Source organism: Bradyrhizobium sp. SZCCHNS30572, assembly GCF_032484415.1.
In the GTDB taxonomy this organism is placed as follows: Bacteria; Pseudomonadota; Alphaproteobacteria; order Rhizobiales; family Xanthobacteraceae; genus Bradyrhizobium.
The window spans coordinates 23671-39770 of sequence record NZ_JAUESY010000012.1 but is presented as its reverse complement, the minus strand read 5'-3'; the positions used below and the strand labels follow the sequence as shown (position 1 = coordinate 39770).

The window sequence follows — 16100 nt, the reverse complement described above, 5'->3', positions numbered from 1 at the left end:
GAGCCCGGAATCCACCGTGCGGCAGATCGCGCGGCGAAATGGATTCCGGCTCGTCGCGCTTCGCGCGTGCGTCGCCCCGGAATGACGGAGGAGATTGGGGCAACGCCGGAGCGTCAAAGTCCAAACGAAGAAGGGCGCGCTACTGCGCGCCCTTCGATCCCATCAAGCCGCGCCGCTCAGAACCGCTTGACCTCGATGTTGTGCTTCTTCAGCGCGTAGCCGATCTGACGCGGCGTGAGGCCGAGCAGGCGGGCGGCCTTGGCCTGGACCCAGCCGGACCGCTCCATCGCCTGCACGATTCGGTCGCGCTCCGGCACGGCGCCGCCCTCCGAACTATCGGAATACTCGCCGTCATCGGCATCGATCGCCGGCAACTCGACGGGAGCCTCGACCGGCGCCGAGGTCCGCGGCAGGATCGGCAGCGGCACGATCGGCTGGCCGCGCGGCGGCGGCGGGGTCACCGTGTTGCCCTTCCACAGGATCGCCGACATGCACTCGTTGCGGCTGCAGGCGAAGTCGTCCATACCGATCGCCGAGCCCGTCGCCATGGTCGCGGTCCGTTGCACGCAGTTCTCCAGCTCGCGCACGTTGCCGGGGAAGCCGCAATGCATCAGCACCTCGATCGCGCTGACGTCGAACGTCAGATCGCGCTCGTTCTCGCAATTGAAGCGGCGCAGGAACTCGCGCGCCAGCTGCGGAATGTCGCTGCGACGCTCGCGCAGCGGCGGCAGTTTGATGGGCACCACGCTGATCCGGTAGTAGAGGTCGGCGCGGAACTCGTTGCGCGACACCGCCTCCTCGAGGTTGCGGTTGGTGGCGGTGACGATGCGGACATCGACCTTGATGGTCTGGTTGCCGCCGACGCGCTCGAACTCCTGCTCCTGCAACACCCGCAAGAGCTTGGCCTGGAACGCCGGCGAGATCTCGCCGATCTCGTCGAGGAACAAGGTGCCCTTGTCGGCCAGCTCGAAGCGGCCTTTGCGCGCGTTGATCGCACCGGTGAAGGCGCCCTTCTCGTGGCCGAACAGCTCCGACTCCAGCACCGTCTCCGGCAATGCGGCGCAGTTGATCTTGATGAACGGCCGCTTCGCGCGATTGGACAGTTCATGGATCGCCTTCGCCACCAGCTCCTTGCCGGTGCCGGATTCGCCCCGCAACAGCACCGGCGCATTCGACTTGGCGACGACGTTGATCTTTTCCAACAGTGCGCGCAGCGCCGGGCTGTCGCCGACGATGCCGTCGACCAGCACCTTCTTGCGATCCTTCGGCGCCGGCTTCAGCTCCGACAGCTCCTTCTGCAGCCGGTGGCTTTCCGCCATCAGCCGCTCGCGGTCCCGCGCGACGACCCGATGAAGCTTGATGGTCTGGCCGATCAGGTTGGCGACCATGGTCAGAAAGCGGACGTCGGAATCGAGCCGGAACACGGCGCGGCCGTCCCAGACACGGTCGATCGTCAGCGTGCCGACGACGCGCTGGTCGATGCGGATGGGAACGCCGAGGAAGGAGACGCGGGTGTCGGCGCAGGCGCCGAGCGTGACCGCGTCGGCGGCGCTGAAGGCGGGATGATCGGCGACGTTCTCCGCGATCAGCGGCACGGCGGTGGCGACGATCTGGTCGATCGCCTTCTGCGGCAGACGTTCGCGATAGCGCTGATCGCTGCCTTCGCTCCACCCGGCCCCGACTGCGAGATCGGGAATGCCGTCATCGGCGAGCAGCGACACCACGCCGTGGCGCATCTGCATGAAGGACTGCAGCAGGTTGACGACGTTGGCGAGGGTGATCTCCAGCCGCGTCGGCGCGGCGAGGATTTTCGAGATTTCGAAAATTCCGGTCAGCGCGATCTCGCTGAGCGGGATCGGCACGGCGTTGGACCTGACGTCCTGAGCTTCGACCTGACGTGTTTCCGTTTGGACCATGGTCGCTTCTCTGATCGTCACGAACGCCTTGGTGAAGCCGCCCGTGATTGTAGGTGTTCTAACATCCTCCCTTAACTGCAGATGATTGTCGTGCCTAACTTTGCTGCATTGCCGCAGAAGTAGTGTGCAACGGACAGGCCAGAAAAGCTGCAGGCTTTCATGATGTTAACAAATTAGTTTACACCCGTCGCGATGCGTGCATTGCACGTCCGCACGGGCGGCAAAACGGTGCGCCTGACGATTTCGCGTTGTCTACTCGACACCTGATAGCTGCGCATCCGCCGGCCTGTTTGCGACCGGATCGCAACGGACGACACCTGAACACCAACTTTCCACTTGCGGCCCGCCGCTCGTCTCCTTGCGGCCAGCCAAGGCATGACGCGTTCACATCCGCGTGTCGGCCGCGCGCGGCGGTGATCAACCTAGAGGTGCTGCCCCCCATTGATCTGAATCTCCTCGCCGGTCACGTAGCTCGCCGCATCCGAGCACAGGAAGAACAGCACCTTGGCGACCTCTTCCGGCGCGCCGATCCGGCGCATCGGAATCAGCGGCGAGAACCGCGCCTCGGTCTCCGGCGACACCATCTCGGTCTTGATCTCGCCTGGGGCGATGGCGTTGACGCGGATGCCATGCGGCGCGAAATCGTGCGCCATCTCGCGGGTCAGGCAGGCGAGCGCCGCCTTCGAGGTCGCATAGGCAGTGCCCGCAAACGGATGGACGCGGGTGCCGACGATCGACGTCACGTTGACGACCGCGCCCTGCCCGCGCTTCAGCTCCTCGAACAGCCCGCGCGCGAGCAGGATCGGTCCGAGAAAGTTGACGTGAAAGACGGTCATCCAGGTCTCGACCGAGGTCGCGAGCGAATCCAGCCGGCCACCGTCCTCGGCCTTCGGCGAGATCGCCGCATTGTTGATCAAGGCATGCAGCGGCGCGCCGTCGAGCCGCTGCTTGATGTCGGCAATCGCACGCGGGATCGCCTTGCGATCGCTGAGATCGACCTGGACGTGGTTGTCGGGACCGGCGTCCCACGGACAGCGGCCGCCGTCGAACGGCTGGCGCGAGCAGGTGATGATGCGCCAGCCGGCGTCGGAGAAAAGCTTTGCGGTCGCATGACCGATGCCGCGCGAGCCGCCGGTCAGCACGAGCGTTTTCTGCTCGGCGCGCGCGGGCCGCTCGGCGGCCGCCACGTCTCGATGGAACGGGCACGCCGCGATGGTCTGAGCCGCCTCCATGACGGGTTCGCGGACGTCCTGGTCGAGATCGAGGCTCACCTCATCCGTCCTGATCCTGCGCCGCAACGCCACCAGGACGCCGGCTGCCAAGCTTCGGCTGCTGCCTTTACCTCAGACGTGATCTGGGCGCAGGCTCCGTAACGATCGGAAATACCAGGGGTATCGCCATGCGCCGGTTGTGCAGATTCCGGGCCAGCGAAAACGGCGGGCAAAGCAGCTTTTCCTGTCGGGTTCGCGACAGATTGGCGGGTTCTGGACACATCCAGCGTCGGCTTTTGTGCCGCGTCCTTTGCAGGACCTTCACAGAGCGATCGTTTTCAGAACGATGCCTGATGGTCCAACTCTTGCTCGACGGATCTGATCATTCGAACTGGAAGACCGCTTGTCAGTCGCACGACCGACAGCCACGAGACGCCAACACCGTATGGACCAGGACATGGGGACGAATGCAGTGCGCTTCGCCGTGGTCCTCGGGACCAACGATGTCGCGTCGGCGATCGGCGTGCATCTGCATCGTGCGGGCTTCTGCGTGGTGCTGTCGCATGATCCCAATCCGCCGGTCATGCGCCGTAAGATGGCGTTTCACGACGCCCTGTTCGGCGACACGGTCCGCATCGAGAACGTGACGGGCGAGCGCATCGAGAGCACGATGGAGGTGTTCAAGGCGCTCGGCAATCCCCGGCACGTCCTTGTCACTCCACTCGGGTTGCTCGATCTCCTGCCGGTCCGTACCATCGACGTCCTGATCGACGCGCGGATGCAGCGGCGCGCGGTGACCCCGAATTTGCGCGGCATGACGCGGCTCTCGATCGGCATCGGTCCGGGCTTCTCGCCATCAGCCAATTGCGATATCGCAATCGAGACCCGGCCGGGCCGGCTCGGCCAGATCGTGCGCGAGGGCTGGACGCTGGCAGCGGATGAAGTCGGCGCGCTCGTCGGTGTCGAGCGCCTGGTGCATTCGCCGCATGAGGGCCGATGGCATACCCCGATCGAGATCGGCACGCGCATCTACAAGGGCTTCGTGATCGGCCATCTCTCCGGCGCACCGGTCACGGCCCCCTATGACGGCATCCTGCGCGGCATCGTCCGCGACGGCAGCGACGTGCCGGCCGGCGTCGCGCTCGCCGAGATCGATGCCCGCGGCCGTCATGCGCAGTGGACCGGGATCGATGCGCAGGGACAGGCGCTCGCCCAGGCGACGTTGGCCGCAATACGGCTGCACGCCGCGAACCGCATCGGGACGACCGCAAGCGTGCCCGCGCATCAGGTCGCTTCGAACGATTCTGACTAGCCCGCGCCGTGCGCGCCGACCTTGGCATCCCGGTTGCTTATCGTTTGCAGGAGCGAGCAACAGCCATGATCATCTGTTCCTGCAACGTCATCAGCGACACGGCCATTCGCGACATCGTCACGGCGGCCGACATCGTCTTCGGCTCGCCGGCGCAAGTGTATGATTGTCTCGGCTGCACGGTCCAATGCGGCCTCTGCTCGCGCTCGGTGAAGCGGATTCTCGACGAGCGACAGGGTGATACGGCCGCTGCGGCGGTGTGGCCGGTGCAGGCCGAGCCCGCGCCGTGCGCGATGATGTCCGCCGCGTAGCACCGGCATGCGTATGACGTGCCGACGCACGGACTTGTCGGATGTCGGACAAATGCGACAGCAGACGATGTGCACTGGTCCTCAGATGACCGGCTTGCCGCCGGTGACGGCGACCGTCGTCCCCGACGTGTAGCTCGACAGGGGATCGGCGAGCATCACATAGGCGGTGGCCAGCTCGGCCGGCTGGCCGGGGCGCTTCATCGGCACCTGCTGGCCAAACGTCTTCACCTTTTCCTCCGGCATGGTCGAGGGGATCAATGGCGTCCAGATCGGACCAGGCGCCACCGCGTTGGCGCGGATGCCCTTATCGGCCAGCATCTGGGCGAGACCCGCGGTGAAGTTCTGGATCGCGCCCTTGGTGGTGGCGTAGGCGAGCAGCGTCGGATTGGGCATGTCGGAATTGACCGAGGCCGTGTTGACGATCGCGCTCCCCGGCTTCATATGCGGCACGGCCGCCTTGGCGAGATAGAACATCGCATGGATGTTGGTGCGGAACGTCATCTCCCATTCTTCGTCCGAGATGTCGCCGACGTCGCTGAACGTCGCCTGATGGGCGGCGTTGTTGACGAGAATGTCGACGCCACCGAGCTCATCGACGGCGCGCCGGATGATGGCCCTGCAATGCGCGGGGTCCTGGATGTCGCCGGGCATCAGCACCGCCTTGCGGCCCTCCTTCTCGACCAGCGCTTTCACCTCCCTGGCATCATCGTGCTCCTGCAGGTAGGCGATCAGGATGTCGGCGCCCTCGCGCGCATAGGCGATCGCGACCGCACGGCCGATGCCGCTGTCGCCGCCGGTGATGACGGCCTTCTTGCCGGTCAGTTTTCCCGAGCCCTTGTAGCTGGCCTCGCCATGGTCGGGCCGCGGCTGCATCGCCGCGGTCGTTCCCGGCATGGCCTGTGACTGCGGCGGAAACGGCGGTTTGGGATGATGATCGGACATCTTGATCTCCTGCAGGTTGCTGCAGCTTCAATCGCAGCGCCGGGGCGGCGTTCCTGCCGCCGCGGCGCGCGGATCGCGCGGAACGTGAGCACACCGCGCGCATTGCCCTGATGCGAACAGCGAGAGGATCAGGCGATGGCAAAAGACCTCCCCATCAACGGACGCGAGCCCGACCGCTCGGAGGACGACATCCAGCGCGATCAGCTCGGCCCGCGCGGCGTGCCGGGCGCGAAGGATCCGGCGAAGATGACGCCGCAGCGCGACAAGAAGACGCCGGATGATGTCGATCCGGGTCACACCGCGTGACGGCACGGGTCCCCGTCAACGGAGAGACGCCTTCATCTCGGCGTTGTTCATCTCATCCTTGCTGAGGCGATACGGACCATGGTCCCGGCTGCGGCCGGCCCCTCCCTCCTTCCCTTGAAGGGCAGAGAGAGGCAGCGCTGCGGCTCGCAACGACGGCCGGGTTGAACGAGGCCTTCCTCGACACTGCCGGAGTTCATCGATCGCGCGAGAGCGGCCACCTCCGCCCACCTCAATGCGTTTTGCTCTCGCCCCACTTCTCGAGGTCCTTCGCCGCTTCCGAGCGCTGCTCCTTCTCGGGCTTCTCGGCCCAGGGCTTGTCGGTCTGCTTCATCGAGCCCCAGTCGCTTTCCTGGCGCGGATCGTCCTTCGGCGTTTCCTTGCTCATCAGTTCGTCCTTTTTTCTGCTCGCACTCACCCCGGCAGGATCGTCGGCGGCGGCGCCGTCGCCTCGTCGTGAAGCTCGCTCATCTCGCCGATCTCACGCTCGGCCTGATACCAGAACTCATCCTCGCGGCCGTCAGGCCGGCCGGCCTGCTCCCAGAGCTGGTGAGCGCGCCTGCGAATCCTCTCCTGAAGTTCAGTGTCGCTGGTCCGGTCCATGGTTCTCCCTCGCATGAGGCTGCGTCGGCGGCGTGACCTTGCGTGGCAATCATCCGAACGAGACGAAGTTCCAAGGCACGGCGCGCACGGGCGATCCGCCGCAGCGGCGCGGCGAGAGAACGCGGCGCACCGCCTCTTCAGCTCAGATTGCCCGGCATGAAGCAGCGGATGGAAGTGCCGAGCGATCCCTTGATCGGCCACACCATGGTGCGCCCGGCACGGTTGGGCTCCGTGATGACGGCATCGTCCGGCACGACGATCCATTGACCGTCGAGCCGCACCCGGTAATGCGTGCCTTCGAGGTCCCAATCCGGATCGGACACCGCGAAGCCGTCGGCGTCCGAACAGCACGGGCCGCGACCGCTTCTGAGGCTGTCGAACCAGCCCTTGAGTGGCGAGTTGGCGTAGCGGCCGTCGTCACGCGCGACGGCATTGTGGAACGACAGCGCGGCCAGCAAGGCTGCGCCGCTCAGCATAGGCAAGGTTCTGGACATCTGATCACCGCGAGCTGCCGGCGCGTGCTCCGGATTGCGGCTCACGCCCATCGCAAGTAGCTCGTTGAATGCGCCGTCCGATCGTTGGTTCCTAGCCCACGGCTCACGCTGCATCCGCCGGCACCATGGCCTCGATCGTGACGCCCGTGCCGGTAGAAGCCACCGTGAGGGTGCCGCCGAGCGCCAGCAGCCGCTCGCGCATGCCGGTGAGGCCGAATCCGAGCTTGTGCTCCGGGCTGAACCCGCGGCCGTCGTCGCGGACGCGCACCCGCGTGTAGCTGCGGCGATGACCGGCCGTGGTCTGCTGCAGCGGCTCGATGGTGACGTCGACCGTGGTGGCCTCGGCGTGGCGGAACACGTTGGTCAGCGCTTCCTGCACCACCCGGTAGATCGTCAGCTCCGCCGTCTCATTGCTGCGCGCGACCGTGTCGGTGAACCTGGTCTCGATCGCGACCTCGGGCCGCGACTCCCGCCACAGCCGCACCAATGCGCCGAGCGCTTCGCGCAGGCCCAGCTCGGCGAGACCGACGGGCCGCAGCCGCTCGAGGATGCGGCGGTTGAACTGCTGCACGGCGTTGACCTGGTCGAGGATCGCCTGGCCGTGCCGGCGCATCGCCGCGACGTCGAGCGTCGCAGCGTCCGGCAATCGCATCAGCGCGCTGGCATGGGCGCGCAGCGCGAACAGATGCGGCCCGAACTCGTCGTGCAGCTCGCGCGCGATCTCCTTGCGCTCGTGGTCCTGCAGCGACACCGTGCGCTCGGCCAGGCGGCGCTTCTCCTCCACCGCCTCACCGAGCGCGCCGGCGAGATGGTTGAGCTTGGCGCAGAGCGCCGCGAGCTCGGGCGCGCCGCCCGGCTTGACGCGGGTATCGTAGGCGCCGGCCTCGATCTGGCTCATCGCGTCCGACAGATCCGAAAGCGGCGCCAGCGCGCGACCGACCACGAGCATGGTGATCGCAAACAGCGCCAGCCCGACCAGCGAGCCGACGACGAGCTGGGTGACGATGCCGTCCCAGATTTCCGCGATCTCGTCGTCGGGGTGCGACGTGATCACCAGCGTTTCGCTCCGCCCCGCGACGATGACCGGCATGCTCACCGAGGTCTTGTCGGGATGCACCAGTGCGATGAACCATGCCGGCGCCGCGCGGCCGACGCCCGGAGAGGGCGGGGTCTGCACCGGCATGCCCTGCCGTCTCACGCTGACGTGACGAAGCTGTCGGAGATCGCCGACGATCCGATCGAGGCGCGCGCTCGGATCCGGCGCGTCGTTGACCTCGTCCATGATGGTCTCGACAAAGGCCCGCGTCAGGCGGATGACGCTCTGGTCCTCCGCCAGCACGCGCGGCGCCGCCTCCAGCACGAGACGGCCGATGTTGATGGCGAGGCCCAGCGTCAGCAGCAGCGCCAGCAGCACGTTGATGCGGGTCCGCAACGACCAATTCTGCCACATTCTCTCCGCCTCACGGCCACCGTGTTTCATGCGCACTCACATTGACAGACAAATCCGCCGGCGATCTAATTGCAACATCATGCAATATCGCGCAGCATGCATCCATGATGCATCGCAACAATGACGCGAGTTGGAAGTCCGGGACCCCAAGGCCATGCGCGTACTGATCGTCGATGACCATCCCATTGTGGCATCAGGCTGCCGGGCCCTGCTCTCGACCGATCCGGACCTCGAGCTGCTCGAAGCCGCCGATGCCGAGAGCGGCGAAGCCAGCTTCATCGCGCGCCGGCCGGACGTCTGCGTCGTCGACATCAACCTGCCGACCGTCTCCGGCTTCGAGCTCGCGCGGCGCATCCTCGCCCACGATGCCAATGCCCGGCTGATCATGTTCAGCATGAACGACGATCCGGTGTTCGCCGCGCGCGCCATCGACATCGGCGCCAAGGGCTACGTCTCGAAGAGCGGTGATCCGAACGATCTCGCCGAGGCGATCCGCGAGGTCGCCCGCGGCGGCAGCTATCTGCCGCCTGCGATCGCGCGCAGCATCGCCTTCGCGGGCGCCGCGGTCGCGCAGAGCCCGCTGGCGAAACTGACCTCGCGGGAGCTCGAGATCCTTCGCCTGCTCAGCGCCGGCAAGAGCCTGTCGGAGATTGCCTGGCTGATCCACTCGTCCTACAAGACCGTCGCCAACACCTCCTCGATCATCCGCCAGAAGCTCGGCGTGCGAACATCCGGCGAGTTGGTGCGTTTGGCGATCGAGAACGGCGTCGCTTGACTCGTCCCGATTGAACGACGCAGCCTGACACGCGTTGGCGGCACGCGCGCCAGCGGCCCGACATCATTGCCGAACAGGTGATCCCATGACCCTCACGACCGTCTCCCAGAACAAGTCCCATGGCGGCGTCCAGGGCGTCTACCGCCACGCCAGCCAGGAGACCAAGACCGAGATGACGTTCTCGGTGTTCGTGCCGCCGCATGCCGACGGCGCGAAGCTGCCGGTCGTCTGGTATCTCTCCGGCCTGACCTGCACCCACGCCAACGTCACCGAGAAGGGCGAGTTTCGTGCCGCCTGCGCCGAGCTCGGCCTGGTCTTCGTGGCGCCCGACACCTCGCCGCGCGGCGACGGCGTGCCGGGCGATCCCAACAATGCCTATGATTTCGGCCTCGGTGCCGGCTTCTATGTCGACGCGACCGAGGCGCCGTTCGCGAAGAACTACCGGATGTGGAGCTACGTCACCGAGGAGCTGCCGAGCGTGGTCGCGGCGAACTTCCCGGTCGATCCGCGCCGCCAGTCGGTGATGGGCCACTCGATGGGCGGCCATGGCGCGCTCACGGTGGCGCTGCGCAACCCGGACCGCTACCGCGCGGCCAGCGCGTTCTCGCCGATCGTCGCGCCCTCGCAGGTGCCGTGGGGCGAGAAGGCCTTGGGCGGCTATCTCGGCGCCGACAAGGCGGCGTGGCGCAAGCACGACGCGGTGGCGCTGATCGAGGACGGCGCGCGCGTCTCCGACCTGCTGGTCGATGTCGGCACCGCCGATCAGTTCCTGACGCAGCAGTTGCGCCCGGAGCTGCTCAAGGCGGCCTGCGACAAGGCCCACATCCCGCTGCTGCTGCGCAAGCAGGAGGGCTACGACCACAGCTACTACTTCATCTCGACCTATATGGCCGATCATCTGCGCTGGCACGCGGCGCGGCTCGCACGCTGATATCAGCCGCGGACGTGATTTGCCCGACGGGTGCGATGACGCGCCCGTCGAGGCGATCTTGTCGTGCCCGGTGCCCGGATTCCACGTGCGCGACGACGGGGATTTCGCTCGGCGCCACAAGGCGATCCCAGTATCCAGCCCGGCGGCAACAAAAATTTCACTTTCGTTTTTCCGGAAATCGTGATTGTTTAGCGCCATCCCGCCTCGTCGAGAGGGCGTATCGCGGTCGTCACGAACGTGGAGGTGGGATGCGGTGGACGCCGGCGGCGCGCAGCATGCTCAGGGCATCACATGCCCCGTGAGAGCGTGCGGACGAACGCGTCACGGCGTACGGCCAAGTCGCGTGGTCCTGGCATCCCGATGCCGATGCCTCCGCGGCGGCGCGCTCACAGCCTGTCGTCGCGCACGGTGACCAGAACGCCCGGCGCACCGGGGAGAACGCGAAGCAACCGTTAAGACCATCCGCGCAGGGAGGGCCGGGATGTCCCAGCCGAACCTGTGGTACCTGCCGCCTGCATTTCTTGTCGCAGGCGGGCCATGGGGGCGGCAGGCTCCCGGCCTTCCCTGCGCCTCTTGTTTTCCAAGGGGCGACCGGCACGCAAAGCTCGGGCGTCATCCGCCGCGAGAATGCACCGTCATATCTCGTCGGCTACTGCGCCTGCGGCGCACCGTAGTTCGGCGCCAGCAGGCGGTTGCGGACCAGCCAAGCCATGGTGCGCGTCCAGGATTCGTCGGTGTTGCCGCGCATATCCGCAGTCATCGCCGCGACCGGCTTGCCGGTGTGAACGTCGCGCAGATAGATGTTCATGTTGAGGATGAGATTGGAGACCTTCTGCACCGTCCCGGTGATGGCGAGATCGGCGCCGATGTCGCCCGCGAGCTTGACGTCGCAGCCGCCGCAAGCCTGCAGATTGCTGTGGTGCGCCGCATCGTTGACGGGAGCGATGTCGAGCACGCGAAAACGTCCGGAGTCCTGCAGCGCCGCGCGCAGTTGCTCCGCCGCATGCGCCAGCCTGTTCTGCTCGTCCTGGCGCGGGCCCTGCACCTCGCCCTGCAGGCTCGTGTCGATCAGCTCGAAGTCGAACACCGCCACCTTGGTCGGCTCGGCATGCACTGATGTCGCAGACATCAGGATCAGGAACGCGGGGAGAACGGCAGGTTTCAAGGTCGTGATCCGAAATGACGCGACAGCGGCCAAAAGTGGGGTTGAAAGCTAGGCCAATTCGTTCATCTTGCAAGACGAAACCTCGCCGGACAAGGACGAGGGAACAATGGGAGGACGTGTGGTCCTGGGAGTTCTGGCCCGATCTCTGATGGGCGCGATCGGCCTCATCGCCGCCGCAATTGCCGCCAGCGCGGCGGATCCGGTCGACATCGCGATCGGCTATCTCGGCCGCGCGAGCGTGCCGCAGACCTTGTCGCCGCTCGACCAGCCTGCGGCCGATGATGGCGTGGCCGGCGCGAGGCTCGCGATCGAGGACAACAACACCACCGGCAAGTTCCTCAACCAGCGCTTCACTTTGATCGACCGCCGCGTCAAGGATGACGAGGACGCCGCGCAGGCCGCCAATGAGCTCGCCGGCAAGACGGGATTCGTCCTCGTGGACCTGCCGGCGGATGCGGTGCTGAAGGTCGCAGATGCGTTGCGGGGCCGCGGCGTCACCCTGCTCAATGTCGGCGCCACCGACGACCGCCTGCGTGAGCAGGACTGCCGCGCCAACGTCATCCATGTCGCACCGACGCGCTCGATGCTCGCCGACGGCCTGGCGCAATATCTGGTCTGGAAGCAGTGGAAGCGCTGGCTGCTCGTCACCGGCTCGCACGACAACGACAGACTGTTCGCCGACGCGCTGCGCCGCGCCGCCACCCGCTTCGGCGCCAAGATCGTCGAGGAGCGGACCTTCGAGGACACCGGCGGCGCGCGCCGCACCGACAGCGGCGTGACCTTGATCCAGCGCCAGATGCCGGTGTTCACGCAGAAGGCGCCGGCCTATGACGTGCTGGTCACCGCCGACGAGAGCGAGGTGTTCGCCAACTATCTGCCCTACCGCACCTGGGATCCGCGCCCGGTCGCGGGCTCCGCCGGCCTGCGGCCGACGAGCTGGGATCCGGCGCAGGACCAGTGGGGGGCGACGCAGTTGCAGAACCGCTTCATGAAGCTCGCCTCGCGCCGCATGCACGCCTTGGACATGCAGGCCTGGATGGCCGTGCGCATGGTCGGCGAGGCCGCCTCGCGCACCAACTCCGGCGACGCCAAGACGATGGCCGACTACCTCAAGGGCCCGAACTTCACCATCGCCGCCTTCAAGGGCACCCGCCTCTCCCTGCGCGACTGGAACCTGCAATTGCGCCAGCCGATCCTTCTGGCCGACGGCCGCATGATCGTCTCGGTCTCGCCGCAGGAGGGCTTCCTGCACCAGGTCTCCGAACTCGACACCCTCGGTGTCGACCGCCCCGAAACCAAGTGCAAGCTGCAATGATGTCGGATCGAACCATGCTGATGAGAATGCCTAGTCCGACATGCCGGGCCGACATGCGTGCTGGTGTGGAGCCTTCCGCACACGCGCGTCCCGAAGGGCGATCGCAGCTTTGCAAGCGCTTCGGCACAGCAGTCAGCCTGCTCATCGCCGCACTCGTCATGGCCCATGCAGCCCCCGCCTCCGCCTACGTCGCCTTCGTCTCCAACGAGAAGGGCAACACCGTCTCCGTCATCGACACCGACACCTGGACGGTCACCAAGACCATCAAGGTCGGCCAGCGGCCGCGCGGGATCGCGTTCACGCGCGACGGCAAGTTCGTGATGGTGGCAGTCGGCGACGACGACACCATCCAGGTGATCGATGCCAAGAAGATGGAGGTGGTGGATACCCTGCCCTCCGGCCCCGATCCCGAATTGTTCGCGCAGGACGCCGCCGGCAAGACGCTCTATGTCGCCAACGAGAACGACAACACGGTCACGGTGCTCGACCTCGAGAAGCGCGTCCGCATCGGCGACGTCCAGGTCGGCGTCGAGCCGGAGGGCATGATGCTCAGTCCGGACGGCAAGATCCTGATCTGCACCTCCGAAACCACCAACATGGCGCATTTCATCGACACGGCGACCCGCAAGATCGTCGCCAACGTGCTGGTCGATGCGCGGCCGCGCTTTGCCGAGTTCAAGAGCGACGGCTCGGAGCTGTGGGTCTCGGCCGAGATTGGCGGCACCGTCTCGATCATCGACCCCGCCAAGCGCGAGGTCACCGGCAAGATCAAGTTCGCCGTGCCCGGCCTGCGCAGCGAGGCGATCCAGCCGGTCGGAATCGCCCTGACCAAGGACGGCAAGACCGGCTTCGTCGCGCTCGGCCCCGCCAATCGCGTCGCCATCGTCGACGGCACCACCCACGAGGTGAAGAAATATCTCCTGGTCGGCCAGCGCGTCTGGCACATGGAGTTCACGCCGGATGAGAAATATCTTCTGGTCACCAACGGCGTCTCCAACGATGTCTCGGTGATCGATGTCGCCGCGCAGAAGGTGATCAAGACCATCCAGGTCGGCGAGCTGCCCTGGGGCATCACGATTGCACAACCATGACGACGCAGAACGCACCCGCTCTCGACGCCACAGGCGCCACCCCGCAGCCGGCCTCCGACCAGGTGCCGGCGCTGTCGGTCGCCGGCGTCAGCCATTCCTACGGCGCACGCAAGGCGCTCAACGACGTCAGCTTCGCCGTCCGGCCCGCGAGCTTCACCGCCCTGCTCGGTCTCAACGGCGCCGGCAAGAGCACGCTGTTCTCGCTCATCACGCGGCTGTTCGCGGTGCAGACCGGCCAGATCGGCATTTTCGGCCATGACATCGGCCGCACGCCGGGCGAGGCGCTGCGGCTGCTCGGCGTCGTGTTCCAGCCGCGCACGCTCGATCTCGATCTGTCGCTGACGCAGAACCTGCTCTACCACGCCGCGCTGCACGGCATCTCGCGCCGCGAGGCCCGCGCGCGCAGCGAGGAGCTGCTGGCGCGCATCGGCCTCGCCGACCGCGCCGGCAGCAAGGTGCGCGACCTCTCCGGCGGCCAGATGCGCCGGCTGGAGATTGCTCGCGCCCTGCTGCACCGGCCGCGCCTCTTGCTGCTCGACGAGGCCACCGTCGGCCTCGACGTCAAGGCCCGCGCCGACATCGTCGGCCATGTCCGTCAGCTCGTCGCCGAGCAGGGCATCGGCGTGCTCTGGGCGACGCATCTGTTCGACGAGATCGCGGCGACCGACGATCTCGTGGTGCTGCATCAGGGCCGCGTGCTGGCGCGCGGGCCCGTCCCGCAGGTCATCGCCGAGGCCGGTGCGACCGACGTCAACGCGGCGTTCGCGCGGCTGACGACCCAGGCCAGTCCGGCGCGGAGCTCCGAGCCATGACCGTCACCACCGTGCACGCGCCCACACCCACACGCAGCGGCTTTTCGGCCGGCGAATACATCACCTGCCTCACCGGCATCGTCTGGCGCGAGGGCCTGCGCTTCCTGCATCAGCGCGAGCGCTTCGTCTCGGCGCTGGTACGGCCGCTGGTCTGGCTGTTCATCTTCGCCGCCGGCTTCCGCCAGGTGCTGGGCATCTCGATCATCCCGCCCTACGAGACCTATATCCCCTACGAGGTCTATATCGCGCCCGGCCTGATGGCGATGATCCAGTTGTTCAACGGCATGCAGTCGTCGCTGTCGATGGTCTACGACCGCGAGATGGGCAACATGCGCACCTTGCTGGTGAGCCCGCTGCCGCGCGGCTATCTGCTGTTCTGCAAGCTGCTCGCCGGCACCGCCGTCTCGGTGCTGCAAGTCTATGCGTTTCTCGCCATCGCCTGGTTCTGGGACATCACCCCGCCGCCGATGGGCTATCTGACGGTGCTGCCGGCGCTGATCCTGTCCGGCCTGATGCTCGGCGCGCTGGGCATGCTGATTTCCTCCGGCATCAAGCAGCTCGAGAATTTCGCCGGCGTCATGAACTTCGTGATCTTCCCGATGTTCTTCGCCTCATCGGCGCTCTACCCGCTCTGGCGGGTCGAGGAAGGCAGTCCCTGGCTGGCTTATCTCTGCGAAGCCAATCCCTTCACCCACGCGGTCGAGCTCATCCGCTTCGCGCTATATGGCAAGCTGAACTGGGTTTCGCTCGCGGTGGTCGGCGGCTGCACCGCCGTCTTCATGATCGGCGCGATCCTGGCCTACGATCCGTCGCGGGGGTTTGTCAGGCGCGGTCCCGGAGGCGAGGCATGAGGTTCAGAACGACACTGGCGGCCGTCGCCATCGCTGCGTCGGCAGGTGCTGCGCAGGCCGCCGATCCGCGCTATCCGGATTGGCCCTGCCCGCAGGCCAAGGTGCCGGAGATCTCGATCGCCGCCGTGTGGTCCGGCCCGCCGATCGACGATGTCGGCGCGAGCTGGAAGGAGGATGCGAAGGTGGCCGAGCTCGTCGCCAAGCTTGCCGCGCGCCGTATCCCGCTGGAGCAGGCCCAGAAGGACATCGCCGATTTTCTCACCGGTACGGCCGAGGAGAAGATACGCAAGGGCAAGCTGCTGTTCGCCGGGCTGTTCGACACGCTGAACGCGCAGCGGACATCGGTGATGAACGGCCTCGAGCGCGTCATGCGCAAGCAGCGCGAGGCCGTCGACAAGGTGCGCGGCGACACCATCGCCCTGCAGGAGATGCACAGCGGCCCCAACCCGGATCAGGCCAAGGTCGAGGAGATGACCAACCAGTTGAACTGGGAGACGCGCATCTTCGAGGACCGGCGTCGCGTGATGAAGTTCGTCTGCGAGGTCCCGACCGCGATCGACCAGCGCCTGTTCGCCCTGGCGCGCGAGATCCAGCAGGACATGGAGTAGCTGATTTGATGCG

At 66.6% G+C, this 16100-nt stretch carries 18 protein-coding genes; 10 read left to right on the top strand and 8 right to left on the bottom strand.

The annotated features are described in order from the left end of the window. Positions 1-176: 176 nt before the first annotated feature. Together nifA and QX048_RS30835 are read right to left on the bottom strand one after the other, a co-directional pair. A complete protein-coding gene (nifA, locus tag QX048_RS30840; RefSeq protein ID WP_315752828.1) occupies positions 177-1916 on the bottom strand; it encodes a nif-specific transcriptional activator NifA in 1740 nt (579 codons plus the stop codon). 422 nt (positions 1917-2338) lie between these two features. Next, the gene (locus QX048_RS30835) at positions 2339-3187 is read right to left on the bottom strand and encodes an SDR family oxidoreductase (RefSeq protein ID WP_315825462.1); all 849 of its coding nucleotides are present in this window, start codon (positions 3185-3187) and stop codon (positions 2339-2341) included. A gap of 397 nt (positions 3188-3584) precedes the next feature. Here QX048_RS30835 and QX048_RS30830 point away from each other — a divergent pair, with 397 nt between their 5' ends. Both QX048_RS30830 and QX048_RS30825 read left to right on the top strand, forming a co-directional pair. Then, positions 3585-4439 (top strand): xanthine dehydrogenase, encoded by an 855-nt coding sequence (locus QX048_RS30830; RefSeq protein WP_315825179.1) that lies wholly within the window; start codon positions 3585-3587, stop codon positions 4437-4439. Between the two features lie 65 nt (positions 4440-4504). Further along, entirely contained in the window at positions 4505-4747 is a 243-nt protein-coding gene (locus QX048_RS30825; RefSeq protein WP_315752825.1) for a bacterioferritin-associated ferredoxin, read from the top strand. An 81-nt stretch (positions 4748-4828) separates the two neighbouring features. Here QX048_RS30825 and QX048_RS30820 read toward each other — a convergent pair whose 3' ends face one another. Continuing rightward, on the bottom strand, positions 4829-5689 hold the full coding sequence (locus QX048_RS30820; protein ID WP_315825180.1) for an SDR family oxidoreductase: 861 nt from the start codon (positions 5687-5689) through the stop codon (positions 4829-4831). 135 nt (positions 5690-5824) lie between these two features. On the opposite strand from QX048_RS30820, the gene QX048_RS30815 reads away from it, so the two are divergent. Next, positions 5825-5995: a hypothetical protein gene (locus QX048_RS30815; protein ID WP_315713176.1), complete on the top strand. Its 171-nt coding sequence runs from the start codon at positions 5825-5827 to the stop codon at positions 5993-5995. Positions 5996-6224: 229 nt separating this feature from the next. Here QX048_RS30815 and QX048_RS30810 read toward each other — a convergent pair whose 3' ends face one another. The 4 genes from QX048_RS30810 to QX048_RS30795 all read right to left on the bottom strand — a co-directional run bounded on the left by QX048_RS30810 (position 6225) and on the right by QX048_RS30795 (position 8539). After that, on the bottom strand, positions 6225-6380 hold the full coding sequence (locus QX048_RS30810; protein WP_008961662.1) for a hypothetical protein: 156 nt from the start codon (positions 6378-6380) through the stop codon (positions 6225-6227). 26 nt (positions 6381-6406) lie between these two features. Then, positions 6407-6595 carry a DUF2934 domain-containing protein gene (locus tag QX048_RS30805; protein ID WP_315713177.1) on the bottom strand — a complete coding sequence of 63 codons (189 nt, stop codon included), beginning with the start codon at positions 6593-6595 and terminating at the stop codon, positions 6407-6409. A 137-nt stretch (positions 6596-6732) separates the two neighbouring features. After that, positions 6733-7089, bottom strand: a complete 357-nt coding sequence (locus QX048_RS30800) for a hypothetical protein (RefSeq protein WP_315825181.1) — start codon at positions 7087-7089, stop codon at positions 6733-6735. A 103-nt stretch (positions 7090-7192) separates the two neighbouring features. Further along, positions 7193-8539, bottom strand: coding sequence for an ATP-binding protein (locus tag QX048_RS30795; RefSeq protein WP_315825182.1), 1347 nt, complete (start codon positions 8537-8539; stop codon positions 7193-7195). Positions 8540-8693: 154 nt separating this feature from the next. Between QX048_RS30795 and QX048_RS30790 the strand changes: the two genes are divergently transcribed. Together QX048_RS30790 and fghA are read left to right on the top strand one after the other, a co-directional pair. Then, positions 8694-9314, top strand: coding sequence for a response regulator transcription factor (locus QX048_RS30790; RefSeq protein WP_315713180.1), 621 nt, complete (start codon positions 8694-8696; stop codon positions 9312-9314). 85 nt (positions 9315-9399) lie between these two features. Next, positions 9400-10245: an S-formylglutathione hydrolase gene (gene fghA / locus QX048_RS30785; protein WP_315752820.1), complete on the top strand. Its 846-nt coding sequence runs from the start codon at positions 9400-9402 to the stop codon at positions 10243-10245. 649 nt (positions 10246-10894) lie between these two features. On the opposite strand, the gene QX048_RS30780 is transcribed toward fghA, so the two are convergent. Continuing rightward, positions 10895-11374, bottom strand: a complete 480-nt coding sequence (locus QX048_RS30780) for a DUF3280 domain-containing protein (protein ID WP_315752900.1) — start codon at positions 11372-11374, stop codon at positions 10895-10897. A 142-nt stretch (positions 11375-11516) separates the two neighbouring features. Here QX048_RS30780 and QX048_RS30775 point away from each other — a divergent pair, with 142 nt between their 5' ends. The 5 genes from QX048_RS30775 to QX048_RS30755 all read left to right on the top strand — a co-directional run bounded on the left by QX048_RS30775 (position 11517) and on the right by QX048_RS30755 (position 16087). Then, positions 11517-12725 carry an ABC transporter substrate-binding protein gene (locus QX048_RS30775; RefSeq protein ID WP_315825183.1) on the top strand — a complete coding sequence of 403 codons (1209 nt, stop codon included), beginning with the start codon at positions 11517-11519 and terminating at the stop codon, positions 12723-12725. Positions 12726-12883: 158 nt separating this feature from the next. After that, on the top strand, positions 12884-13816 hold the full coding sequence (locus tag QX048_RS30770; protein ID WP_316191423.1) for a YVTN family beta-propeller repeat protein: 933 nt from the start codon (positions 12884-12886) through the stop codon (positions 13814-13816). Beyond that, a complete protein-coding gene (locus tag QX048_RS30765; RefSeq protein WP_315825185.1) occupies positions 13813-14628 on the top strand; it encodes an ABC transporter ATP-binding protein in 816 nt (271 codons plus the stop codon). The genes QX048_RS30770 and QX048_RS30765 overlap by 4 nt, the downstream gene beginning before the upstream one ends. Beyond that, the gene (locus QX048_RS30760; protein WP_315825186.1) at positions 14625-15479 is read left to right on the top strand and encodes an ABC transporter permease; all 855 of its coding nucleotides are present in this window, start codon (positions 14625-14627) and stop codon (positions 15477-15479) included. Before QX048_RS30765 ends, QX048_RS30760 begins: the two co-directional genes overlap by 4 nt. Next, positions 15476-16087 (top strand): hypothetical protein, encoded by a 612-nt coding sequence (locus QX048_RS30755; RefSeq protein ID WP_315825187.1) that lies wholly within the window; start codon positions 15476-15478, stop codon positions 16085-16087. The genes QX048_RS30760 and QX048_RS30755 overlap by 4 nt, the downstream gene beginning before the upstream one ends. The last annotated feature ends 13 nt before the right edge of the window (positions 16088-16100 follow it).

Coding starts and splice junctions, on each gene's coding strand:
- nifA (WP_315752828.1), bottom strand. CDS start 1,916: ATGGTCCAAACGGAAACACGTCAGGTCGAAGCTCAGGACGTCAGGTCC.
- QX048_RS30830 (WP_315825179.1), top strand. CDS start 3,585: ATGGGGACGAATGCAGTGCGCTTCGCCGTGGTCCTCGGGACCAACGAT.
- QX048_RS30825 (WP_315752825.1), top strand. CDS start 4,505: ATGATCATCTGTTCCTGCAACGTCATCAGCGACACGGCCATTCGCGAC.
- QX048_RS30820 (WP_315825180.1), bottom strand. CDS start 5,689: ATGTCCGATCATCATCCCAAACCGCCGTTTCCGCCGCAGTCACAGGCC.
- QX048_RS30815 (WP_315713176.1), top strand. CDS start 5,825: ATGGCAAAAGACCTCCCCATCAACGGACGCGAGCCCGACCGCTCGGAG.
- QX048_RS30810 (WP_008961662.1), bottom strand. CDS start 6,380: ATGAGCAAGGAAACGCCGAAGGACGATCCGCGCCAGGAAAGCGACTGG.
- QX048_RS30805 (WP_315713177.1), bottom strand. CDS start 6,595: ATGGACCGGACCAGCGACACTGAACTTCAGGAGAGGATTCGCAGGCGC.
- QX048_RS30800 (WP_315825181.1), bottom strand. CDS start 7,089: ATGTCCAGAACCTTGCCTATGCTGAGCGGCGCAGCCTTGCTGGCCGCG.
- QX048_RS30795 (WP_315825182.1), bottom strand. CDS start 8,539: ATGTGGCAGAATTGGTCGTTGCGGACCCGCATCAACGTGCTGCTGGCG.
- QX048_RS30790 (WP_315713180.1), top strand. CDS start 8,694: ATGCGCGTACTGATCGTCGATGACCATCCCATTGTGGCATCAGGCTGC.
- fghA (WP_315752820.1), top strand. CDS start 9,400: ATGACCCTCACGACCGTCTCCCAGAACAAGTCCCATGGCGGCGTCCAG.
- QX048_RS30780 (WP_315752900.1), bottom strand. CDS start 11,374: ATGTCTGCGACATCAGTGCATGCCGAGCCGACCAAGGTGGCGGTGTTC.
- QX048_RS30775 (WP_315825183.1), top strand. CDS start 11,517: ATGGGAGGACGTGTGGTCCTGGGAGTTCTGGCCCGATCTCTGATGGGC.
- QX048_RS30770 (WP_316191423.1), top strand. CDS start 12,884: ATGGCCCATGCAGCCCCCGCCTCCGCCTACGTCGCCTTCGTCTCCAAC.
- QX048_RS30765 (WP_315825185.1), top strand. CDS start 13,813: ATGACGACGCAGAACGCACCCGCTCTCGACGCCACAGGCGCCACCCCG.
- QX048_RS30760 (WP_315825186.1), top strand. CDS start 14,625: ATGACCGTCACCACCGTGCACGCGCCCACACCCACACGCAGCGGCTTT.
- QX048_RS30755 (WP_315825187.1), top strand. CDS start 15,476: ATGAGGTTCAGAACGACACTGGCGGCCGTCGCCATCGCTGCGTCGGCA.